This is a genomic window from Desulfotalea psychrophila LSv54 (assembly GCF_000025945.1).
Taxonomy (GTDB): Bacteria; Desulfobacterota; Desulfobulbia; order Desulfobulbales; family Desulfocapsaceae; genus Desulfotalea; species Desulfotalea psychrophila.
Window position 1 is genome coordinate 3,049,814 of record NC_006138.1, and the last position, 23,214, is coordinate 3,073,027.

Sequence of the window (23,214 nt, forward strand, 5' to 3'; positions counted from 1 at the left end):
GTAAAATCAAGGCAAAGATTAGAGGTTTTTTATGAAAGTTACCAATAGCAGTACATATCGCCAGCTTCTGACAAATATAAACAGAAATCAGAAGAGTCTTCAAAATTTGTACCTGCAAAACAGTAGCGGTATTAAATTTAATCGAGCCTCCGATAATCCTGCCGCTATCTTGCCAGTATTATCAAGTCGTAGCCAGATAACCCTCAATGAACGTTTTCTCTCAACCCTTGGCAGTTCCGCCGACCAAATGGCCTCTACTGATACTAGCCTGGGCGCCATGGAAAATGTTCTGCAACGGGTCAAAGAGATTAGCGTCAATACCATAAATGCCAGCTTGAGCCAAAAAGACCTCAATGTTTTTGCTGATGAGGTGGGTGAACTGAAAAAGCAGATGCTTGATACTGCCAATGCCCAGGTTGATGGTCAGTACATATTCTCCGGCTATTCGGTCACCGACGCTCCCTTTGTTGCCAACCCAGACTACGAGGATAGCCGCTACGACGAAGGCGACCGCAGCACCTGGCCGATCATCTACAAGGGCGACAACAATCGAGCAAGTCTTGAAGTGGCAGAGGGCGAATACCTCGACATAAGCATCACCGGCAACGAACTTTTTTCCGGTATCGAAAACAGCAATTGGGAAAGCCCAAACCAACCGGGCCTCAAAGGCGACTCTCTTCCCTCATCTGGCCCCGTTAACCCCGGAAAGCCAGGTGATATCCTTATCAAAACGGGCGAGAAAGAGAGCACTATTCCGCAATCGTTCTTAACCGACACCGGGGACAACTATGCGGCAAAACTTGCCAGTTTGTTGGAAAACCCTCCGCAAAAGCTGACAGGACTTGATGGCCTACAAAACTACCGGACAGGCGACAGTTATAAGCTCGATATTACCAGTGCCGGCAGTACCATCCCCATAGAACTTAACGGCACCCCCGGCCAAGAGTTTAGCCTTGCAGGTCTTCAGGCAGAGCTTGGCAATAAGCTTACTCCACCAGACCCTAACGCAACCTCAGGTACTCTGGCCAACGGTGTCCAGTATGATCTCTCCACAGGAGAGCTACTCCTCACCTCGGAGACCCCCGGTACAGCGATTGAGCTGAGCGAAACGGTGACAGATGATCCAAGCCCAGTCATCTCCGGTTTTATATCCACCGACGGCAGCAAGGTGGAGGGATTGGATAAACTTTCAGGGCTCAATCTCGGCGACGCAGATACCTATCAACTGGAAATTGAAAGCGGTGAGGAGACCGTTTCCATCTATCTTGATGGCAGCGCCGACAAGGAATTTACCCTAGCCGGCCTCCAGACGGCCTTGGGCAAACAGCTCAGCCCAGCGGTAAATCCGCCGCCCAAAACGGGTACTCTGCAAAACGGTGTCACCTACACCCTTGATGATATCAGCGGCGAATTGACCTTTGCCAACTCCAGCGGCAAGGCAATAAACCTCAGCGAAAAGGTTACCGATCAGGTAAGCCCTGCGATTAAGGGCTTTGGTGAGACGAGAAAACCCAACAGTGGCCTCAATGCCACCGTCGTCGCCGCTAGCGCGGATCTCGGTAGCCCCAGCGGCACCGCTTATGCCCTGGATATTACCAGCGGCGGCAAGGCCGTCTCTATCGGCCTTGATGGTACTCCTGGGCAGGAGGTGAACATAGCAAATATCTCCATGGCCCTTGGCAAGCAACTTTCTCCGGCAGATGCCACAGCCACCTCTGGCACCCTGAGCAATGGTGTCTCCTACGACACCTCAAGCGGAAAGTTAGTCCTAACGGGAACTGAAAATGGTGCTGATCTTGATTTAAGCACAAGCTTAAATGGCGCTCCTGCCACCACTAAAAGCCATTATGGCAGGGTAGACATTGCCACCGATAGTAACAAAAAGGTAGCCATTTCCGGGGAGGGACTCAATGGGGCAGGACTCAAGGAGACCGAGCTCAAGGGATCTGTTACCACCGATATCTTTGGTGTGCTGACTCGCCTGGAAGAATCTCTCAGGGCTGGAAATATAGATGACCCCGATGGACCCGGCGGCGGTGTCCAGGAAAATCTTGGTAAAATTGATCTTGCCGCTGAACAAAACAGAAGAAAACGAAGCCAACTCGGGGTAAAGGCGAGCCGTATCGCCCAATCAACAGACCAGCGAGAAGGCTTCCTGATTGACGTAAAATCAACCCTCTCCCGCTATGAGGATGCTGACATGATTAAAACCCTGAATGATCTTATGCTTCAATCAACAGCACTCGAAGCGGCTCTGTCGGTAAGTGGCAAGATCTCTAAACTTTCAATTTTAAACTACCTCTAGGCAGAAAATTTATTTTACGAGGTGGCAAAATATTTACCGCCACCCCCATAAGGAGAAGAAAGACATTTCATAAATCATCGCTATACACTACAATTGATTATTTAAATAATTTTTTAAATTATAAACCATATTGTAACTGGATTAAATTATGCTCGTACTCTCTAGAAAACTGGGTGAAGGTATAGTCATTGGCGATGATATTGTTCTTAAAATTGTAGAAATCAAGGGCGGAACTATCCGAATCGGTATCGACGCTCCTCTGGATAAGAAAATTTACCGCCAAGAAGTATATCAACGCATCATCGCAGAAAACCAAGAGGCCAGTCAATGGTCCATTGATGACCTTGATGCAATTTCGTCACTTATCTCACCTCAACCTAAATAACGAGATATGAATACAATTAAAACCCGTTTTGGTGTTATTGACTACGATCCAGCCAACCTCCTACTTTTCCCTAACGGTTTGGTCGGCCTACCGCATCTGCGCAATTTCATCGTTATGCCCAACAAAAAAGAAGGCCCCCTCTTCTGGATCCAGTCCGTTGACGATCCTGATATGGCCTTTGTTCTCACCGACCCGAACAATTTTTTCCCTGACTACCAGATACAACCCGGAAAAGATGAGCATACGACCCTTGGTATCTCGGGCAGTGATGAATACTTTATCCTCTCCGTGGTAACCGTGCCCGCCGATCAAAAGATTACCCTTAATCTGGCGGCACCAATTATTTTTACCCCGACAAACAACAGAGCCGTTCAGGTTATCCTCGGAGGTGATGGTTACTCCACTAAAACGCCACTTCCCACCGTAAAGAGACATGAGCGAAGATCTGTCGTAAACGAATAGAGCCTCCTTAGGCGAAAGATTATCTAATCTTTCGCCTAACCAATACACCACCCCCACGCCCCTCTCACCAACCTGTTTTCAAAACAATTTTATCACCTTTTTACAAAACAAAGATTTTGAAATCTTTAGCTCTTTTTTGTAAATTCAGTCATTTTTTTGCTATTTTCATTTTTTCTTTTTTTTTTCATTTCATTTTCTAAATATTCCTCAGTCTCCACCGATATAGGATTCATACTGGATCTCTATAGATGGATTTTCATCTGCCATAAAGATAATCTACACGGCAGTTTTACTTTCACGGAGGAAACATGGCTCTTACAATTAATACCAATATCGGCTCTCTCAACGCGCAACGTAATCTGGGTATCTCCCAACGCGATCTCGCCACATCCATGCAACGACTCTCTTCTGGTCTGCGCATTAACTCTGCCAAAGATGATGCCGCAGGACTGGCCATCTCTGACAGGATGACCGCTCAGGTACGTGGACTCAACCAAGCGTCCAGAAATGCCAACGATGGTATCTCCATGGCCCAAACCGCAGAGGGAGCCCTGCAAGAGTCAACCAATATCCTCCAACGTATCCGTGAACTTGCCGTTCAATCTGCCAATGACACCAATACCAACTCCGACCGTGCCTCCCTGAACTCTGAAGTACAACAGCTCAAAGAAGAGTTGAACCGTATTGCCTCCACCACCGAGTTCAACGGTCGCAAGGTCATTGACGGCACCATGAAGGATGCAACCTTCCAAGTGGGCCCAAATGCTGGTAAGGAGGAGAGTATCTCCTTTAGCGTCGCCAGCTCCCTGACAAAAGATCTCAGCCAGGACGGGGTGGCCATCAAGGCCCCAGGCGGCAGACCCGTACAGGGCGTCTCCCTGAGCGGCTCCATACCGGCCGGTTCCCTGGTAGTCAATGGCAAGGAGGTAGGAGCCGCCACCAATAACAGCGAACTGGCAGCTGCCATCCACACCGCCGACGAGGCCGTCACCGCCCGCCCCATTAACCATCAGCAATTTGAGTTCAGTAAAAGCCAGCTTGAGGTAAAGGATGACTTCCCCCTCACTGTAAATATTGACAATGCTACTCCTGTAACTGCCACCAATTTCACCATCAATGGTGTAGATCCCACCAAAACAGTAGACACCAACGATGCCAAGGTACTGGCAACTGCAATTAATGCTCAAACTACTGACGGAAAATTTGCGGTAGAGGCCACGGCCAGCAATGTCCAGGAATTTAGCTTTACCCCAATAACCGTATTAGGCACTGAGACATATACCTTAGATTTAAAAACAGGGACACCATTAGCCGCACTTACGCCCCTAGTCTTTAAGGCTCCAGACACAGCTGTTAGTCAACAAAATATTGTAGATAAAATTAACACGCTTGCACCTAAAGTTACCGCAAACATTGAGAACAATAAAGTTGTTATTAGTACCCAAAACGGGGAAAATTTAAGTATTAAAGATACATTAACAGCGGGTGGATCTTCCACCGGAACGGGATTCAACGAAGCTGTTGAAAAGCCATACTCCGGTGAGTTATCCCTGACCAGCAAGGAAGCATTCACCGTGGGGAGCGACACACCTGCAGCTCTCGAAGCAATGAAAATCGAGGCAGGTAAATACCCAGGCCCTGCCATCGTAGCAGGTAAACCGGTCACCGGCGCCCTCAAGGCCGGCGACCTGACCATCAACGGCAGGGATATCGGCGCCGTGGAGGGGGATGCCACCAAGATTGCCGCGGCCATTCAGGAGGTGGACACCAATATCATTGCCACCCCGGAAAATATCCAGACCATCGGCTGGGGCGATGTTAATACCAGCGCCGGTTCCTACACCCTGGAGCTGGACGGTAAACCCATTATTATCAAGACAGCAGATGATAAAATTGATGGTGAGGAAATTGCCGCAGCCATTGGTAATACCGATGGATTCACCGCTACCTATGATAACCCCAATGTAGTCGTCACCAGAGCAGGTGGGCAGAACTTCACCATAAAGCAACGCCATGACGGCACCACCGCTGGTTTTGAGGCTAGTATGAGCGATGGTCGCGATCTTCGTGGCACTGTTCAGCTCAAGAGTAATATAGAGATAGATATTGCCGGTCAGGATCCCAGCAAGGCGGGTATGATCAAGGGAGTCAATGCTCCTGGAGTCAAAGGCACCTATACCCTGAAGCTGACCCTCCCCGATAAGGTGGACCCGGACGCTGTTATCACCGTTGACACCAAATCCGCCATGGCCAGTGGAGTGGTAACAGCCGAGGATGTGGCCAAGGCAATCAACAGTGATATCAAGGCCACCATGGAATTTTCTGCCAAGGTAAACGATGACGGCATGCTTGAAATCACCAGAAACGACGGTAAAAAATTTAAAATAACCGAAGAGATAAAACAAAACGGAACGGATATCGATGATACAAGCGCCGGCATGCTTGGTGTTGGGGCTACGGCAAAGGACTTTGTCGGCCAGGTGGAGCTTGACAGTAAGATAGACATTGTCCTTGAAGGTGACTCCCTTGGCCTTGCCGGTCTGACCGGTCTGGGCAATAGCACCATCAGCATCGACCAGATAAACGTCCTCACCAGTGAGGCTTCCATCATCGCCATGGCCTCGGTGGATGAGGCAATCATGGATATTGACGCCATTCGCGGCGGACTTGGTGCGGTGCAAAACCGTTTCACCTCCACCATCAGTAACCTCAGTAACGTTTCCGAAAACCTCTCTGCGGCCAGATCCCGTATCCTTGATACCGATATTGCCATGGAGACCTCGGCCATGACCAAGAATAATATCCTGCAGCAGGCGGGTGTTTCCATCCTCACCCAGGCAAACCAGACACCACAGCTGGCCCTCTCCCTGCTTAAAGGCTAATTAAGGGATAAGCTCAGTATCGTAAACATAAAAAAGGGACCCTCTTCTATTGAAGAGGGTCCCTTTTTTATTTACGGACAGGAGACAGACAAATATTAAGCAGAAAAGACCAAACCACAATCCGGGCAGCAGGGCTGACCAGTGGTAAAGAGATGGCCACAGGCCGGACAGCTGTTCTCCCGGCGACCCTCGTCTATAGCCCTATCCATTCCCACCAAATTATGGCTGGCAAGATGGGTTGATTTTTGAAAATCCTGATGGAGGATCTGGCTTGCCTCATCCCTATCAGTCTCTCGCACCTGTAGATAGAGCTGAGGGCCACCACAGCATTTACCCAAGGCCGGATCATCGGACAGTAAACGGGCGGGAATCTCTACCCGGGCCAGAAGCGTCTTGAGATGTTTCATCTCCTTCATCGGCCCCTTCTGCAGGGTAAGCATCGCCTCATCATCCCTGAGCAGCATGGAACGCGGCGCTCTACCAATCATCTTTTGTTGAAGTAAGGAGCGTTTATACTCACCGGTTATAAGCTCCACATCACAGGAGACACAGTGGGTCATATCACCTCGATACTCTTCATCACAAACCGGACAGTACATCATCTCAATATCAATGGCCAGGACTGCATCCTGCTCTGAACAGGATGCCTTATCCCCGGCAAATATCCGTGCTAGAAAGCCCATAAATCACTCCAAAAAAAGTATAGGGCAACCCCCCAAGAGATTTCTTAAGACATCGCCCTATGGATCATGCTAACAAACCGTCAGACTAGAGAATGTAACGACTCAGGTCCTGATCTTCTGCAATTTCAGACAGTTGGTCACGCACATACTGGGCAGTTACCACAAATTCACTCTCTTCACGCTCACAGGCATCAAAGGAGAGCACATCAAGTACCCGCTCAACCACGGTATGCAACCTTCTGGCCCCAATCTCCTCGGTACTCTCATTTACCTGCACGGCAATGGTAGCTATCTCTTCAATAGCCTCGTCCTCAAAGCGAAGGGTCACACCCTCGGTTGCCAAAAGAGCTATATACTGCTTGGTAAGGGCATTTTCTGGCTCGGTAAGAATACGAACAAACTCATCCTTACCCAGAGACTCAAGCTCCACCCTAATCGGAAATCGTCCCTGTAACTCTGGAATAAGATCAGAAGGCTTTGCTACATGAAAGGCTCCACTGGCAATAAAGAGAATGTGATCTGTCTTGACCATACCATATTTGGTAGAAACCGTGGCACCCTCAACAATGGGAAGGAGATCACGCTGGACCCCCTCACGAGAAACCTCAGGGCCATGGCTACTGCCACCCTTAGAGGCCACCTTATCAATCTCATCAAGGAAAACAATACCAGACTGCTCTGTTCTACGCAGGGCCTCTTTCAAGACCATCTCCATATCAACCAGTTTTTCCATCTCCTCTTTAGTGAGGACATCAAGGGCATCGGGCACCTTCATCTTGCTCTGCTTCGTCTTCTTGGGAAACATGCGGCTAAAGGCATCCTGGATATTTGACTGCATATCATCCATACCAGAAACACCCATTACCTCGACCATGGGTGCCTGAGAGGTTTCTGTCACCTCAACCTCCACCTCACGCTCATCGAGTTTACCGTCACGAAGCATCTGACGAAATTTTTCTTTGGTGGAACTTCCCGCGGCAGACACATCAGCACTTGCCGGGAGAAGATCTACACTGGACTCCGAGTGAACAGGTGTCGGTGGTAGAAGTAAATCGAGAATACGATCTTCGGCATTTGCCTCAGCAAGACCTTCGATACGCTTTTTCTCCTCGTCCTTCACCATACTGATGGCAAGTTCCACCAAATCACGGATCATGGACTCAACATCGCGGCCGACATAACCCACCTCGGTAAATTTTGAGGCCTCTACCTTGATAAAGGGGGACTGAGCAAGACTTGCAAGTCTTCTCGCAATCTCGGTTTTACCCACACCGGTGGGTCCGATCATGATGATGTTTTTCGGAGCAATTTCTTCGCGCAGTGGAGAGGGGACCTGCTGACGACGCCAACGATTACGCAGTGCAATGGCAACGGATCTCTTGGCTGCTGCCTGACCGACGATATATCTATCGAGTTCTGCGAGAGTTTCTTTTGGGGTAAGTGATGAGGAAATTGTCATATCTTTTCAATAGTAGTAGAATGATTAGTAAATACGCAAATATCTGCGGCAATTTTCATGGATGCCTTAGCAATTTCATAGGCATCAAGGTCACTGTTATGAACAAGGGCAAGAGCTGCTGCCTGGGCATAATGACCACCAGAACCAATGGACAGAACCCCCGTATCGGATTCTATAACATCACCTGTTCCGGAGAGAAGCAGAGAATAATCTTTATCGGCGGCAATCAGCAGGGCTTCAAGTTTTCTGAGCATCTTATCGGTACGCCACTCTTTGGCAAGCTCGACTGCTGCTCGCATCAGATTGCCATTATACTGCTCAAGTTTTTCTTCCAGTTTATCAAAGAGGGTAAAGGCATCGGCAGTTGCACCGGCAAATCCAGTAATAACTTGATCATGGTACAAACGACGTACCTTGCGAGCATTATGCTTCATCACAGTATTACCCATGGAAACCTGGCCATCACCGGCAACTACCACCTCACCCTTATGGCGAATAGCCAGAATTGTCGTTGATCGTATCTTTTCTTGGTCTCTTTTGTTTTTCACAGTATACCTTTTTTCAATCCTCGGATAGGTTCGGCCAAAGGCCAACCCATATCCTCTTGTTATTGCAGGGCGGTAGATAAACCGACCTGCCTCTGTTGCAATTATTTATTGGCAAAGCCCCCTCACATCAAGATCAAAGAGATAGGAGGGAGGGCTGGAGATAAGATTGATTCAATGGATAATCACAATAAAAACAACTCTGCGACCAATCGAATCCTTCTCCTATCTCTTGTGCCAACCCTAAGCATTTCTTCTATGAAATCAAGATGACTGATCTTTTCCACCAAATTCAGCAAGAGTGGAGATGCGATTTATCCCATCTCATATGGGCAAAATTTCTTCTTTACCAAAGAGACCACTATTCCATCCCCCCCTACTCCCCCCCATGGCAAGGACAAAGATCAAGCAAAGCCAACAGAGAAAGAGACTTAAAACCGGCAGGATTCCAAGCAGAAGACTCTGCTACGACAAATTTCTACCCCGAGACTTCTCTCTTTTTTTTCATTCTGATAAGCAGCTTTATAAAAATATGTGCTATAGTAACGTTTTTATAGAGGGTGGTCTTTCACCTTATGATAAACTGACTGATATTATTGAAAATTCACCTACAAAATAAATTACAGAGAAGAACTCGATCAGAGCCACCTGTTCTGAACGAAAATTCCCGATGACCCGACCGTCTTTTCACAAGAGGAGCGCCCCCTGTCATGGCAAAAAGAACCTTTGAATCTTCACTGAGCAAACTTGAAAAAATCACAGAAGAACTTGAAAGTGGCGAATTAAGTCTCGAAGGAAGTCTGAAAAAATTCGATGAGGGCATCCAACTCGCCCAGTTCTGCAATGAACAACTTGAAGGGGCCCGGGCAAAGGTAGAAATACTGATGAAAAAAGATGGCAAAGTTCAGGCAGTCCCCTTCGAAGAAGAGTAATCCCTGTTCTGGCAATTAAAGACCTACAAACCAGGAAAAACATTGAATATAAAAAATTATCTTGAGCAAAAGCGAAGCCTTGTTGAAGAGGCCATGGATCGTTTTATGCTCGAAGAATCTGGGCCCTTCAAAAAACATATAGAGGCAATGCGTTACAGCCTTTTTGCAGGCGGAAAACGAATTCGCCCGATACTCTGTCTAGCCGCAGCAGACAGCATCTGTGCGCAGGAGAGAACACAAGAAAACCTCCTTCCCGTTGCCTGCGCGCTTGAATGTATTCACACCTACTCCCTCATCCATGATGACCTACCAGCCATGGACGATGATCAATTACGCCGAGGAAAGGCGACGAACCACGTTCTTTACGGCGAAGCAGGAGCCATTCTCGCAGGAGACGGTCTACTCTCCTGGGCTTTTGACCTGATCGCCGATAGAGGTAAGGGTAACCTGACCGCTGAAAAACGACTTGATATTTGCCATATGGTGGCCAGAGCAGCAGGATCCCTCGGCATGGTAGGAGGGCAGCAACTCGATATTCAAAGCGAAAACAAAGAGATCGATTTTGACACCCTAGCCACCATTCACCGCAGCAAAACGGGAGCCCTAATAACCTGTTCTATAATGAGCGGGGCCATTGGTGCCGGAGCAAATGCCAAACAACTCCACGCCTTGGAAGAGTACGGCAATAATATTGGTCTTGCCTTTCAGATCATCGATGATCTGCTGGATGCAACGGCGACCACAGAGGAGTTGGGCAAGACGGCAGGCAGTGATGCTGAACATGGCAAGGCCACCTATCCCCTCTTTTTCGGTATCGACAAGACCCGGGAAAAAGCAAAAGCAGCCGTTGACAATGCCATAAAAGCCCTCACCTTATTTGATCATAGGGCAGATCCTCTGAGAGGACTTGCCAACTATATATATTCCCGAACCAACTAGCCACAACCCAAGGCTATAAAACTATGTTACAACAAGCACAGACCACCTCCAGGAACACGCTACTTGACAGAGTTGACTCCCCAAAAGATATCCGTCAACTGACTCATGATGATCTCATCATTCTTGCAGCTGAAATCCGTGAAAAAATCATTGACACCGTTTCCAAAACTGGTGGCCACCTTGCCCCAAGCCTCGGAGTTGTTGAGCTCACCCTCGCCCTGCACTATGTCTTCAATACCCCAACGGACAAACTGGTCTGGGACGTAGGACACCAAAGTTACGCCCATAAAATTTTAACAGGGCGCAGGAAACAATTTGATACCCTGCGCCAGTACAGAGGTATGAGTGGTTTCCCCAAAAGGGGAGAGAGTGACTACGATGCCTTTGAGACAGGACATAGCTCCACCTCTATCTCTGCCGCCTTGGGCATGACCCTCGCTATGGATCTGCTTCAACAGGACAATAAGGCTATTGCTGTTATCGGTGATGGCTCCATGACGGCAGGCATGGCCTTTGAGGCACTCAACCACGCAGGCCATCTCGACAAGAATCTGATTGTTATCCTCAACGATAACGAGATGTCCATCTCGCCCAACGTCGGCGCCCTCTCCAGTTTTCTCAGCAGAAAACTTACCGGTAAGACCATGCGCCGAGTAAAATCCCATCTGGTAGAAAAATTACAGGATTCGGATGTGGGAGAAAACATCCTCAACGTCCTGCGTAAGAGTGAAGAGAGCTTTAAAAGCTTTTTCACCCCAGGAATGCTCTTTGAGGCCTTTAAATTTGACTATATCGGCCCCATCGATGGCCATGATATTGACGCTCTGATCTCCACCCTGAATACCGTTCGCGATACAGCAAAGGGCCCTGCCCTCATCCATGTCCTCACAAAAAAAGGCAAAGGGTACCTGCCGGCAGAAGAAAACCCCGACGCCTTTCATGGTGTTGGCCCATTCAACCGACAGACAGGCAAGATTATTAAAAAGAAGGGACCGGCAAGCTACACCACTGTTTTTGGCCAGACCATGCTTGAGCTGGGGAAAAAAAATAAAAACATTGTGGCTATCTCGGCCGCCATGGTTGCCGGCACCGGTCTTACCCCGTTTTCTGAGGCCTACCCCGATCGTTTTTTCGATGTAGGCATAGCAGAACAGCATGCCATAACCTTTGCAGCAGGTCTTGCCTCGCAGGGAATGCGCCCCGTAGTGGCCATCTATTCCAGTTTTTATCAACGGGCCATGGATCAAATTATCCACGATGTCTGCATCCCCAATCTGCCCGTTACCCTAGCCATAGACCGGGCAGGAGTGGTCGGCGATGATGGGCCAACCCATCACGGCATATTTGATATTTCTTTTTTACGATTTATCCCCAATCTAACCATCATGGCGCCAAAAGATGAGGCCGAACTCCAACAGATGCTGGTTACCGCAACCGGCCATGATGGCCCAACGGCAATTCGCTATCCGCGAGGTGCCGGGGAAGATGTAAGCACAAGTCAAGAAATAGAGAGTATCCCCATCCTTGAAATAGGCAGGGGCGAACTGCTACGGGAAGGCGACGACATCCTCCTCCTCCCCATCGGCAACCGTGTTTATCCGGCAATGAGAGCAGCAGAGGAGTTGGCCAAACAGGGCATCTCTGCCTCGGTGATTAATCCTCGTTTCATCAAACCCCTAGATGCAGAGCTTATCTGCCAACAGGCAAAAAAAACGGGCCGAATTATTACCATCGAAGACAATACCCTCTGCTCCGGCTTTGGCAGTGCCGTCCTTGAGCTTCTCAGCCAAAAAAGCCTCTACGGTATCAAGACCAAAATTCTTGGCCATCCCCATGCCTTTGTTGAACACGGCCCACAAAAAACACTGTGGGAGAACAGCGGCATCACTAGCCGGGGCATTATCATGGCGGCACTCGATCTGCTCCAAAAAGAGACAGACCCTTCAGTAGCAAACGAATAAAAATAGGGGAGAGAGCATAAGCCCCCTCCCCCATTTACCAATACCGCTAACCTTACCGGGTCTCAACAGACTAACCACCACCAAGGAGAGGATCGGAATAGGCCACAGTGCAGTTGCGCCCCCTCCCCTTTGCCTGGTAAAGGGCCCTGTCCGCACATTTAAGCCACTGCCGGAAATCACCCTTGCCATTATACTGAGCAAGGCCAACACTCACCGTTATTCCGCCCATATCCTCAAAAGAGATGGCCGCAACAACCTGACGTATTTTATTTGCCAGCTGTACCGCCTGAACCAGATCTGTGTCCGTGGCAAGTACCACAAATTCCTCGCCACCCCAACGAACAATGCTGTCTGTGATCCTAATCGAATTCCCAACCTCTTTAGCTGCGGCAGCAAGTACCCTATCCCCTGCAACATGCCCATACTGATCGTTAAACTGCTTAAAATAATCAATATCAAAGATAAGCAGGCTAACAGAATATCCTGAACGCCTACTCCTCGCCATCGCCCTTTCAGCAAGAGGTTCAATGGCCCGCCGATTTAACAGACCGGTAAGACTATCCGTCAAAGAGAGGCGACAGAGCTCTTCATTCTTTTTTTCCAACTCTTCCTGGCTTAACCGAAGTTTTTTATTCATCAGCTGGAGCTCTTTTTCCACCTGCTTAAACCGGGTAATATCGTGGGAAAAGCCACAGACACCAACGGTGTTGCCCTCCACATCCTTGAGAGGAAAGGCAAGAAGCAAATAATGACGTTCTTCTGCTCCCTTAGCCATTAAAAGTTGCCCCACCTCTTCGAATTCAATACTCTCACCAGTATCTAAAACAAATCTATCCTTTTCTCTGAGTCGCTCTGCCATTTTGACATCAAAAAAATCAAAATCATTATATTCCCTCTTAGATAAATCTTCCCTGTTCATAGCAAAGAGGCGCTCACAGCTCTTATTAACAAAAAAATAATTACTCTGAGAATCCTTTATATAGACATAGGCAGGAATATTATCATAATAATAATTAATGAGTTCTTCAGATACAATCAGGGCCCGCTTGGAAATATCATATGCATGCGCACAGGTCCCTTTCAAGATTGAAACCTTCTCCAAGAGATGTCTTATCTCTTCCGCAAGTTCTTGTTTGGATTTATTCTCAAACTCATCCATCAAACAAACCCCATTTAGCCCTGTTTTATTGCACCGATGAGCACCAAAAAAAAAGCCTGACAAGCTCAACACAACCAATAACATCAGTATACATTAATATAATTCATGATTTACAGAAGAAAATCACCCTGAGCCGTTTTAGAGCTGGGACATGGGTTCATCTGCTCCTGCAACAACAGGAAGGACACATTATAAAAACAGTCAACAATCTTTTCTTATTCAAAACAACGCTATATTAACGGCAATCTTTTGCTTTTAAAAAACCTTAAGTAGTTATACAATATAATTTCTGACAGTTAGATTCTGTCACCCCAGCAGGGCCAACCTCAAGTTGGCACCGCCACAACCGGTACGTTTGTTTTTTATCAAGACTGCTTACAAAGAAAGCCAAGAGGAGAGGTATGGGCAAGGGTATTTTGATTACGGCCGGGACTGTCATTGCCCTTATGGGCATAGTAACCGGCACCAGTGCCACCCCTCTTCCGACGAATCAATCGATTGAAGGAAACAGAACCGTCCAGCTCGGTAAAGAGCAGATTGAGGTAAGCGGTCGACTCGGTTTTGGCAGGATCTGGGGAGAATCCAGGGAACTGGTATATGAAAAGAACAGAAAGGTCAGCGAATTAATCTGGCCCTTGGACAACGTCTATATGCTCAACGCCGGAGTTTCCGTACAGCCCAGTTCGTGGTTAAAGCTCAATGCAGATATCTGGTTTGCCGTCAGCAATGGCGGCGGCAAGATGGATGATTATGACTGGACTGCCCAGGGCATGGACTGGACCCACTGGTCACACGATGAGGATACCCCCCTTGATAGAGGTATTATGTTTGACATTAACGCTGAAATTCCCTTTTACCATATAAACAGAACCACCTTCTCCGCATTTTTAGGGCTGAAACAGGATAACTGGAAGTGGAATTCCTACGGAGGAAGTTACATCTATTCCCATAATGCTTTTCGAGACTCTACCGGCACCTTTCCCGATGATGAGCTTGGTATAAGCTATGAACAGTGGTGGACAGTACCCTATATCGGACTTGGTTTTGCATCAAGTTTAAGCAATTGGGATTTTTCGGGACGCCTTATCGCTTCGCCCTTTGTCCAGGGAAGGGATGAGGACATGCATCATCTCAGAAACCTTTTCTTTGAGGAGGACTTTGACAACAGCTTTATGTGGAGTATAGATCTGGCAGCAAACTATAAAATTGACCCTCAATGGGGGATTATCGGGGCCTTTAAATACCAATATTACCAAGAGGCCTTGGGCACAACAACCATGACCAATATGGTCACCGGGGAACAAGTGTTTTTTGGCGGAGATGCTGCCGGAGGCGATAACAGAGCACTCTTACTTACCCTTTCCCTGGACTATCAGTTCTAGACAGTAGTTCTGTCACGCCCCAGTCATCTGGTGACCACACGCCTCAAAAATATCTCCACAAATTAATCCGCTATATGAACAATGGTTCGGCCCCTGAGCCTGCCGGCAAGCATCCCAACAATGGCATCATTGAGCTCAGACAGTGATATTTCCCTACAGATTTCCAGCAGACCTGCGGGCTTCCAAATCGTGGCAAGCCTATTCCAGAGGAGCTCTCTGGTCTGTAGCGGACAGTTCTGTGAATCAATACCCAAAAGAGAGATACCACGGAGAATAAAGGGATAAACGGTTATATCAAGATCAGCCGAGGCCACGTTACCGCAACAGGTCACGGCCCCCTCTGCCTTGGTCAGCTTGATAAGGTTGCTTAAGACTGTTCCGCCAACAGTGTCAACGGCACCGGCAAAACACCCCTTTAACAGAGGACGCGGGCTGGCTGATTCAAGGTCCACCCGGGGAATAATTGCATCGGCTCCCAAAGACAAGAGAAAGGCCTCCTCTGCCTGTTTTCCTGAAACAGCCAAAACAGTATAGCCCAGCTGAGCAAGGATCGCCGTTGCCAGAGAGCCCACACCTCCCGAGGCACCGGAAACAGCAATGGGTCCATCCTCGGGAGCAACAAACTGACTCAGCTTGAAAACAGATAGGGCTGCCGTTAAGCCTGCTGTGCCAAGAATCATTGCCTCCCTATGGGTCAGGCCCTGAGGTAGACGGACAAGCCAATCGACAGGCACCCTAATATAGTCGGCAAAACCACCAGCTGTATTCATGCCAAGGTCATAACCGGTGACCACCACCCTATCCCCTGGCCTGAAAAGGGACGATTTTGAAGAGACAACGCTTCCCGTCGCATCAATTCCCGGAGTGTGGGGATAATTACGGGTAATCCCCCTGTTGCCGGAGACAGAGAGGGCATCCTTATAGTTCAAAGAAGAGTAACAGACCTTAACCAATACATCATTGTCGGGAAGATCACCAAGAGACCTTGTCTCCAGGCGACCGACAAAGCCATCAGCCTCTTCGCGGACAACAAATGCCCTAAAGGTATTTTCAACCATTTTTCCTCCAAGAAAAAAATATAAGGTGCTAACTCATCAGGGTTCTATTCAAGCTCAGATCCCTCAAGATCACTGCCCGCTCTTTTATTGATAAAATAACCCAGCACCAAAGATACGGGAAGAAAAACGGCCATAAAAGCAAGAAAGGCCTGCAGGCCCTGCAGATGTAACAGGTGCCTAGAGACCAAAACGCCAGCCCCACCAGCTATAACTGTCTTTAAAAAATTCATCCAACTCAACTCCATTTAAGGTAAACAACAAAAGTTTCATACGATCTCTTATTTACTCCATATGGAAACAAAATGCACGGGAGGGGAGGGTCTTGAATATTACTGACTGAGCCCCCAAACTCTTCACTGGGCAGAATATCGGACTAATGAGAAAACTGATAAAGGCGAAAGATGCGCAAAGCTGTACCTGGGATTATACAGAGTCTACCAAAGACCATGATATCTTTAAGATAAGCGCCAACACAGCGCTTTACAAGCAAAAGAGAATAGGTCTAGCGCTCCCCTACAAATTGCGTCATACCGTATGGGCTATGGCTGGAATCTATCTTGCCTTCTACCTCTTCTCATACCCACTATTTGACCTCTACAAGGTCGCTATGCCACAATCAGTGATTAAAGAGAACATGTACCGATATGATATCCTCACCTGAAATCCTAATTATAGGGCAGATTCCACCTATCGTGGCACGCCGAGTTCTATAAAGTTCAGCTTCATAGATGTTGGGTCCCTAATGATTGGGTGCTCAAAATGGAGAATAGATTAAGGCCTACTGTTAAGCTATAGGAATAATCTGTTAGAAATTGAAAATAGCATAGGGTCTGAAGAAGAGACAGTCCAACAGGCCTTGTTAACCAATAACCCCTACCCAGTTTTTCACGATACAACCTTGCCCAAGGCGGCCTCCACAATCAGCCTCCCTTTGCAGCAGAAATCTCCTGGCAAATCAGCATCATAATGAGACATGTCGTTAAGCTAGCGGTTTTTTCTTCGCCCATGACAGAGCGGACATAGCTGATACCATAAAATTTATCACCCATCATTTTCGAGTTTAACCTTCGCCACAGAAACAGCACCATCTCCCCAAAAACAGTGGACATATACAACAAAATCGTGTAACTAGCACCCTGACTAATCTGTCAGTAGCAAGATAGATCAAGCCCCCATAAAGATTGAAGAAACGAAAGCTGGAACTACTTCCTGCTCTATATACTGGAGAAATACGACGTGTTGAAGAAAATGAAGTTAAAAACCAGAATGTTGCTCATCATCTGCACAGTGATGGCCCTGGCCCTTACCACCACCATCGGTATAGTGACCAGCATGTCCGGAAAATTGGCAAAGCAAGAGGCCCTCGAAAAGGCGGAGGAGATGGCCTACCGCTACGGTGGAACTGTGAGGGCGGATGTGAACATCGCAGCAAATGCGGCCCGCACCCTGGCCCAGGTTTTTGAGGGGATAAAAACCAGTTCGGCAGGATTAGAGAACGACAGGACGCTCCCCCAGCGACAGCTCATGAATCAACTATTGAAACAGGTTCTTGTTAAAAACCCACATTTTTATGGAGTATGGTCGATTTGGGAGCCCAATGCCCTGGATGGCAGAGATAAGGTCTTTGCTAATACAGAGGGCCATGACAGCACCGGGCGATTTGTACCCATTTGGGATCGATACTCAGGCAGGCCAGAATCGAGGATCTGTTCGAAGTATGAGCATGAAGGAGAAGGCGATTACTACCTTATTCCGCAGAGAACAGGAAAAGAGGCTATTACCGAGCCCTATACCTTCAACGTCGCCGGCCAGGATTATCTGATGGCCACGGTAACCGTTCCCATCATAGTTGACGGCAGAGTTTTAGGCGTGGTGGGTATCGATATCGCCCTGAAAACCTTCCAAGAAACCTTCGCTGGAATTAAGATCTACGAAACGGGATATCTCTCCATCGTCTCCAACAGCGGCCTGTATATTTCCCATCCCAATGGGGACAGACTTGGAGAGGACTTCTTTGCCATGGATCCATGGGCAAAGGAGTTTCGCCAGAAGATTAAGAGCGGAAAACCCTTTATAACAGAGAACTTTTCAAAAACCCTGCACGACAGGGTCATCAGAATCAGTGCCCCAATCTCTATTGGCCGAAGCGACAGCCCTTGGGCGGCCATCATCAATATTCCCGAGAAGGAGGTCTTAAAAGATGCCCACGCCATCAAGAACACATGCATTCTCGTCGCCATCATCTCAATGATTGTCCTTATGATAACAGTCTACTTTTTCACAGGACAGATCATCAGACCAATTCTAAGGGCCATAACCTTTGCCGAGACTGTAGCAAAGGGTGATCTTAGCAAGACCATTACCACCCGGAGAGAGGATGAGATAGGCACCCTTATTACGGCCCTGAACAACATGGTAACAAGACTGAGCTCCATGTTCCGGGATATTTCGGCAGACGTGACCCAGCTCTCATCGTCATCGGCGGACCTCTCCGCGGTCTCCACTCAGATGTCTACGGGTGCCCATGACACCACGGAAAATACAGATAGTGTGGCAGCGGCCGTAGAAGAGATGAGCACCAATATGAGTTGTGTGGCAGCAGGTGCCGAGCAGTCCTTCCAGAACATCAACAGGGTAGCGGCGGCAACGGAACAAATAACAGGGGCCATTGAACAAATCGCCCGCAATTCGGAAGAGGCGCGGAACGTCAGCAAAGAGGCCGTATTCAGCGCCCAGAGATCCTCGGCCAAGGTAAAGGCACTGGGAACCATAGCCCACGAAATCAATACGGTGACGGAGGTAATCACCGAGATATCCGCCCAGACAAATCTTCTTGCCCTGAATGCCACCATTGAGGCGGCACGGGCCGGAGACGCGGGTAAAGGTTTTGCCGTGGTGGCAAACGAGATCAAACATCTGGCATATCAAACCGCCGAAGCCACCCAGGAAATAAAAGAAAAGATCGAGGGCATCCAGACCTCCACCGATGAAACTGTCACGGAGATAGGACATATTTCCGAGGTAATTTTTTGCACAAATGAAATTGTCTCCTCCATCGCCGAGGAGGTAAATGAACAATCGGCTGCCACCCGGGAGATATCCGAGAGTATAAGCCAAGCATCCCTCGGCCTGAAAGAGGTCAGCGACAATGTAGCCCAGAGCTCCAATGTAGCCAAGATGATCTCAGAGGACGTCGGGCACGTACATCAGGCAGCCGAAGAGATAGCCGACAGCAGCTCCGATGTTAAAAGAAACGCAGAAGAACTCTCCGACCTGTCGACCCAGCTAAAGAAGATGGTTAGTCAGTTCAAGGTATAGACATTAAGCGTAGTACAATCACTGCAAAAAGCATGAGTTAATGCCAGAGCCGGTGTCCAGCCCCCTTGGACACCGGCCAGCCATCCAGACAAATTTCGAAAAATCCACCCTTGTTATTACACATGGAGCCCATGTTCCCCCTCCAATCAATGACGGTTGCCAATAAGGTTTAAAATGAAATTATGATTTCATCATAGTTTCTTCTCCACTTGGCTGGCTGTAACTCCAAACCTGGCTTCCTATAACCTACGGCCAACAACAGAGGAACCCAATAGTTATTGGGGATCTTGAACTCCTTACGAACAGCCTCATGATCAAAGCCGTCCATGGGATGTGTTTCCAGGCCAAGAGCTGTGGCTGCGTACATAAGACTCATGGCAAAAAAACCGGCGTTCTTGGCTGCAAAGGCAAGGTTTGCGTCGGGACTCCAGTTATAGAGAGAGTTTGTGGCACCGAGGAACCAATCCCGTTGTTCCAGTTGCATGGCGCCGGATTTGACCATCTCTTCCCAGTTTTTTTCAAATACCGGATATCCCTCCTGCCAACCACTTTTATCAGCAAGGACAATGAGCACAACCGGTGCCTCAGCAACCTTGGCCTGATCCCAGGCCAGGGATTTCAGCCTTTCCTTTTCTTCCACATTTCGTAGCACCATCAGATTCCAGGGCTGGAGATTGAAACTGGAAGGTGTGTCTGCTGAAGCATCTATCATCTCCCGCAAAAGGTCTTCTGGTACGTCTCTATCACTGTCAAAAAAATTTATGGCCCGCCTCTTTTTGCTTATCTCTTGAAAATTCATCTCTATCCCTCTCTCCTTTGGCTGGTTTAGCAAACGTCAGAGCCACTACGCCTATCGAGGTTTGTAGCCTGATCATCTGCGGAAATGCTTCATAAGAAGCGTCGCACAAAATGAAGAGAGGTGTCAAGCTTGAGGCCTGTCCCTGCCAATCAATTGAGGAATTTTTGGTCTTTCATGGGATTTGCCCTGAGATAACCATCCCTGCCCATATAGAACAGGGAAAGTTATCTCTTTTTAGGGGGCAAACCCGGTGCCCTCAAACCAAGTCAGGCAGAATCAGGCCCAAACTCATCTGCCATCTACAACAGGAACAAGCAAAGCAATTACATAAAGATCTCCTTCACTTCTAAGAGAATGCATTGTTCCAGCAGGGGCAATAAAAGATTCTCCTACATTCAATTCTACTTCTCCATCTTCTAAAACTCCAAAGCCGGAGCCTTTTATACAATAAAATATTTCATCCTGTTTCGCGTGTTTATGCAGAGGAACTTTTTTTTCTGAGGGGATATGATATACATTTTCCACAATAGACTCTTTAATAGAATTCAAATCCATATTCTTACTCCTTAGTTGTTTGATTACACGTTGATACCACAAAATTTTATGAAGTTTACTAACGTGTTAAATCCATTTTAGATTATTTTATCCTAGCTACCTTACTACAGATAAACTCGTCCACTTATCTTCCTGGCATGGGGTGTTTTTATTTGCAGGAACGCTCTTTACATGGCAAGGATAACACTATAGGCGTTATGATCAAGTACGCACTATTTTGTGCTATAGTATCAAAAAGGAAACTTAGAGGATAAAATGATAATAAAAAGCCCCTGCCCAGTAACAACAACTCTTTCTGTCATCGGTGGGAAATGGAAACTCATTATTTTATATATTATCAGAGACGAGAAGAAGCGATTCGGGGAAATAAAAAAAATCATTCCAGCCATTACCCAAAAAATGTTGACCAAACAACTCCGGGAATTAGAATGTGACGGAATAATACATCGAAAAGTATATCCTGTTGTACCGCCCAAAGTAGAGTATTCACTGACGAAACATGGCCATTCACTGACACCAATAGTAGATGCAATGGCTATATGGGGTGAGGCTCATAGTCAATTTGGCCCTGAAAAGTAACAGTAGGGTCAATATAGGAAATCTCTCTATGGGTCGAATGGCCCCAGCACAATAGAAAAATCATATATACAAAAATTCTGCCCTGAGCCGCCCCAGCCCCTTCTCTCCACATTGGCATGGCCGCTGATGATCAAACCGACCTGCCCATGGATCAGGGCAAGCAGGTAGTTCGTAAGTCCAGGGGTAACATCAGTATCGGCAATGGTCTGACAGGGGTCCGAACGGACAAGGCGATTATTGCAACGCCAGATTACCGATGAAGGTGGCCAAACAGTGACGTCATTAGTTCAAGCCCTTAATTTTTTTTAGGGCGAGCAGAGTCTCTTCAGGCTCCGTACGGTAAGAGTAATCGGGGTTGACATCAACCGAGGCAATGACACCATCCTGATCGATAAGATAGCGGGCAGGCATGGCCAAAGTCCAGGAGTCGTCTCCGTTGAGACGTTCCAGATCCACCTCAAAGGAGCGATAAATCTCCTTGAGATCTTCAGGGATGGGGTAAACAAGACCGAAGAGTCCGGCTACCCTGTTGCCGGTGTCGGTAAGGATTTCAAAACCAAGTTCCGAGTCCCGGACAATTTGCCGACTAAAGGGCTGCCTCTGGGGAGAGATGGCCAGAATGGTTGCTCCCTCCAATTTAATTTGCGGAAGGACCCCGTTCAGAGCTTCCAGCTCTGCAAGGCAGTAAGGTCACCACTGTCCTCGGAAAAAGGTGAGCACAAGAGGCCCCTTCTCCAAATAGGAGGAGAGGGGGATAGCGTTGCCAGTAGTATCGGCAAGGGTGAAATCTGGCACCTGATCTCCAACCTTCAGCACCTTGCCGAGGATACCGGAGTGCTTCAGATCTTCATTGACTCGGTGCATGATCTTAATCACCTCTACAGATGCACTCTCTGCGAACTCGGTGCGGATGGCGTCAAGTTTGTCTTGTAGTTTCATGGAACTGTCCTCTGCTTAAGAGTTAGTCTAATCTCTTCTCAACTGGCTTCGCCAGAATGGCACGGCCGAGACAAGCCAAAGAATCCCCCTACTGTGCTCATTGCCCAGAATCCAGCTGGTCATCTCGTTCTCTTTCAGTATACCTCCCCCATGATATCACGATGTCCCTGCAGGCTCAAATCCAGGCCGAGGAGAGACCGTTAGCAAAGGCAAGCATCCTCTCTGAGAGAGAATACCTGCTCTAATGCTGAACAGCTATCCTGAAGCGATCATCGCCTTACACTTACCATGGCCAGACCAACCACCTCGTCAATGGATGGCCGATCGGCGCCGCCCTTGACCATAACAAGCACGCCAACCAAGAGGGCAAAAAGGTAGTTTGTCAGGCCCTTAATATGCTTCTCTTTGGGGATATGCCCCTGGACCTGAGCGGCGCGGAGGCAGAGCTCAAAATCAGCCTTTTGCAAATCCCAGTGGTACTCTAACAGCTTTAGGGCCATCTCACCAAGCTGCGACCTCTCAACCACCGTGGTGACCAACAGACAACCATTGCCGCTTCTTGCGTAGGCATAATCAAGCCGATAACGAAAGAACTCCTCGATATTTGCCAGACCCAGGGGCTGGCGACGCAGCACATGCCCCCCCCCCTGATCAATGGCCCGGACATAATTATCAAGACATTCACTAAAAAGACCATCTTTACTACCGAACTCCTGATACATGCTATGCTTATTAAGCTTGGTCGCCTTAACCAAGTCATTAACAGAGGCCCCTTTATAACCCTTATCCAGAAACTCTAAGGTAGCTGCGTCCAGAACTTTCTGGGTATCATACTCTTTATGTCTACCCATCTCTCTCCTCCTCTTCAACTG

At 48.0% G+C, this 23,214-nt stretch carries 22 protein-coding genes and 1 pseudogene; 12 read left to right on the top strand and 11 right to left on the bottom strand.

Annotation, left to right across the window (positions count from 1 at the left end):
• Nucleotides 1-31 precede the first annotated feature (31 nt).
• The 4 genes from flgL (at nt 32) to DP_RS19025 (ending at nt 6,034) form a co-directional block, all read left to right on the top strand.
• A complete protein-coding gene (flgL, locus tag DP_RS13650) occupies nt 32-2,305 on the top strand; it encodes a flagellar hook-associated protein FlgL (protein WP_011189931.1) in 2,274 nt (757 codons plus the stop codon).
• A 148-nt stretch (nt 2,306-2,453) separates the two neighbouring features.
• A complete protein-coding gene (gene csrA / locus DP_RS13655) occupies nt 2,454-2,690 on the top strand; it encodes a carbon storage regulator CsrA (protein WP_011189932.1) in 237 nt (78 codons plus the stop codon).
• Nucleotides 2,691-2,696: 6 nt separating this feature from the next.
• Nucleotides 2,697-3,152, top strand: coding sequence for a flagellar assembly protein FliW (locus tag DP_RS13660; RefSeq protein ID WP_011189933.1), 456 nt, complete (start codon nt 2,697-2,699; stop codon nt 3,150-3,152).
• A gap of 308 nt (nt 3,153-3,460) precedes the next feature.
• Nucleotides 3,461-6,034 (top strand): flagellin N-terminal helical domain-containing protein, encoded by a 2,574-nt coding sequence (locus DP_RS19025; RefSeq protein ID WP_011189934.1) that lies wholly within the window; start codon nt 3,461-3,463, stop codon nt 6,032-6,034.
• 95 nt (nt 6,035-6,129) lie between these two features.
• On the opposite strand, the gene DP_RS17100 is transcribed toward DP_RS19025, so the two are convergent.
• From DP_RS17100 to hslV, 3 genes are all read right to left on the bottom strand, one after another.
• On the bottom strand, nt 6,130-6,717 hold the full coding sequence (locus tag DP_RS17100; protein WP_011189935.1) for a zinc ribbon-containing (seleno)protein DG: 588 nt from the start codon (nt 6,715-6,717) through the stop codon (nt 6,130-6,132).
• Between the two features lie 85 nt (nt 6,718-6,802).
• Nucleotides 6,803-8,176 (bottom strand): ATP-dependent protease ATPase subunit HslU, encoded by a 1,374-nt coding sequence (gene hslU, locus DP_RS13680; RefSeq protein ID WP_011189936.1) that lies wholly within the window; start codon nt 8,174-8,176, stop codon nt 6,803-6,805.
• The gene (gene hslV / locus DP_RS13685; RefSeq protein ID WP_322740868.1) at nt 8,173-8,724 is read right to left on the bottom strand and encodes an ATP-dependent protease subunit HslV; all 552 of its coding nucleotides are present in this window, start codon (nt 8,722-8,724) and stop codon (nt 8,173-8,175) included. Before hslV ends, hslU begins: the two co-directional genes overlap by 4 nt.
• A gap of 707 nt (nt 8,725-9,431) precedes the next feature.
• On the opposite strand from hslV, the gene xseB reads away from it, so the two are divergent.
• Genes xseB through dxs form a run of 3 tightly spaced genes read left to right on the top strand, consistent with a single transcriptional unit; the run spans nt 9,432 to nt 12,553 of the window.
• Nucleotides 9,432-9,653, top strand: a complete 222-nt coding sequence (gene xseB, locus DP_RS13695) for an exodeoxyribonuclease VII small subunit (protein ID WP_011189939.1) — start codon at nt 9,432-9,434, stop codon at nt 9,651-9,653.
• Nucleotides 9,654-9,695: 42 nt separating this feature from the next.
• A complete protein-coding gene (locus DP_RS13700; protein WP_011189940.1) occupies nt 9,696-10,592 on the top strand; it encodes a polyprenyl synthetase family protein in 897 nt (298 codons plus the stop codon).
• A gap of 23 nt (nt 10,593-10,615) precedes the next feature.
• Nucleotides 10,616-12,553: a 1-deoxy-D-xylulose-5-phosphate synthase gene (gene dxs, locus DP_RS13705; RefSeq protein ID WP_011189941.1), complete on the top strand. Its 1,938-nt coding sequence runs from the start codon at nt 10,616-10,618 to the stop codon at nt 12,551-12,553.
• Between the two features lie 70 nt (nt 12,554-12,623).
• On the opposite strand, the gene DP_RS17105 is transcribed toward dxs, so the two are convergent.
• On the bottom strand, nt 12,624-13,712 hold the full coding sequence (locus tag DP_RS17105) for a sensor domain-containing diguanylate cyclase (RefSeq protein WP_049785109.1): 1,089 nt from the start codon (nt 13,710-13,712) through the stop codon (nt 12,624-12,626).
• A 401-nt stretch (nt 13,713-14,113) separates the two neighbouring features.
• Here DP_RS17105 and DP_RS13715 point away from each other — a divergent pair, with 401 nt between their 5' ends.
• Nucleotides 14,114-15,094 (top strand): omptin family outer membrane protease, encoded by a 981-nt coding sequence (locus DP_RS13715; protein WP_011189943.1) that lies wholly within the window; start codon nt 14,114-14,116, stop codon nt 15,092-15,094.
• Between the two features lie 62 nt (nt 15,095-15,156).
• On the opposite strand, the gene DP_RS13720 is transcribed toward DP_RS13715, so the two are convergent.
• Both DP_RS13720 and DP_RS13725 read right to left on the bottom strand, forming a co-directional pair.
• Complete coding sequence (locus DP_RS13720; RefSeq protein ID WP_011189944.1) at nt 15,157-16,152, bottom strand: YhdH/YhfP family quinone oxidoreductase; 996 nt, start codon at nt 16,150-16,152, stop codon at nt 15,157-15,159.
• Nucleotides 16,153-16,196: 44 nt separating this feature from the next.
• Nucleotides 16,197-16,382 carry a hypothetical protein gene (locus DP_RS13725; protein ID WP_156792313.1) on the bottom strand — a complete coding sequence of 62 codons (186 nt, stop codon included), beginning with the start codon at nt 16,380-16,382 and terminating at the stop codon, nt 16,197-16,199.
• 146 nt (nt 16,383-16,528) lie between these two features.
• On the opposite strand from DP_RS13725, the gene DP_RS13730 reads away from it, so the two are divergent.
• Together DP_RS13730 and DP_RS13735 are read left to right on the top strand one after the other, a co-directional pair.
• Nucleotides 16,529-16,813, top strand: a complete 285-nt coding sequence (locus DP_RS13730) for a hypothetical protein (protein ID WP_011189945.1) — start codon at nt 16,529-16,531, stop codon at nt 16,811-16,813.
• A gap of 587 nt (nt 16,814-17,400) precedes the next feature.
• Complete coding sequence (locus DP_RS13735) at nt 17,401-19,470, top strand: methyl-accepting chemotaxis protein (RefSeq protein ID WP_041278040.1); 2,070 nt, start codon at nt 17,401-17,403, stop codon at nt 19,468-19,470.
• Between the two features lie 169 nt (nt 19,471-19,639).
• Here DP_RS13735 and DP_RS13740 read toward each other — a convergent pair whose 3' ends face one another.
• Together DP_RS13740 and DP_RS13745 are read right to left on the bottom strand one after the other, a co-directional pair.
• Entirely contained in the window at nt 19,640-20,269 is a 630-nt protein-coding gene (locus tag DP_RS13740; protein WP_011189947.1) for a nitroreductase family protein, read from the bottom strand.
• Between the two features lie 288 nt (nt 20,270-20,557).
• Nucleotides 20,558-20,824 (bottom strand): cupin domain-containing protein, encoded by a 267-nt coding sequence (locus DP_RS13745; protein ID WP_041278041.1) that lies wholly within the window; start codon nt 20,822-20,824, stop codon nt 20,558-20,560.
• A gap of 255 nt (nt 20,825-21,079) precedes the next feature.
• Here DP_RS13745 and DP_RS13750 point away from each other — a divergent pair, with 255 nt between their 5' ends.
• Nucleotides 21,080-21,403 (top strand): winged helix-turn-helix transcriptional regulator, encoded by a 324-nt coding sequence (locus DP_RS13750; RefSeq protein WP_011189949.1) that lies wholly within the window; start codon nt 21,080-21,082, stop codon nt 21,401-21,403.
• A gap of 116 nt (nt 21,404-21,519) precedes the next feature.
• The gene (locus DP_RS18075; protein ID WP_156792314.1) at nt 21,520-21,663 is read left to right on the top strand and encodes a hypothetical protein; all 144 of its coding nucleotides are present in this window, start codon (nt 21,520-21,522) and stop codon (nt 21,661-21,663) included.
• 22 nt (nt 21,664-21,685) lie between these two features.
• Here DP_RS18075 and DP_RS19300 read toward each other — a convergent pair.
• The 3 genes and pseudogenes from DP_RS19300 to DP_RS13760 all read right to left on the bottom strand — a co-directional run.
• Nucleotides 21,686-22,081: pseudogene (locus DP_RS19300) on the bottom strand (redoxin domain-containing protein); the annotation flags it as partial.
• A 12-nt stretch (nt 22,082-22,093) separates the two neighbouring features.
• The gene (locus tag DP_RS19305) at nt 22,094-22,342 is read right to left on the bottom strand and encodes a thioredoxin domain-containing protein (protein WP_011189951.1); all 249 of its coding nucleotides are present in this window, start codon (nt 22,340-22,342) and stop codon (nt 22,094-22,096) included.
• A gap of 269 nt (nt 22,343-22,611) precedes the next feature.
• Complete coding sequence (locus DP_RS13760) at nt 22,612-23,193, bottom strand: TetR/AcrR family transcriptional regulator (protein WP_041278042.1); 582 nt, start codon at nt 23,191-23,193, stop codon at nt 22,612-22,614.
• Nucleotides 23,194-23,214 lie beyond the last annotated feature (21 nt).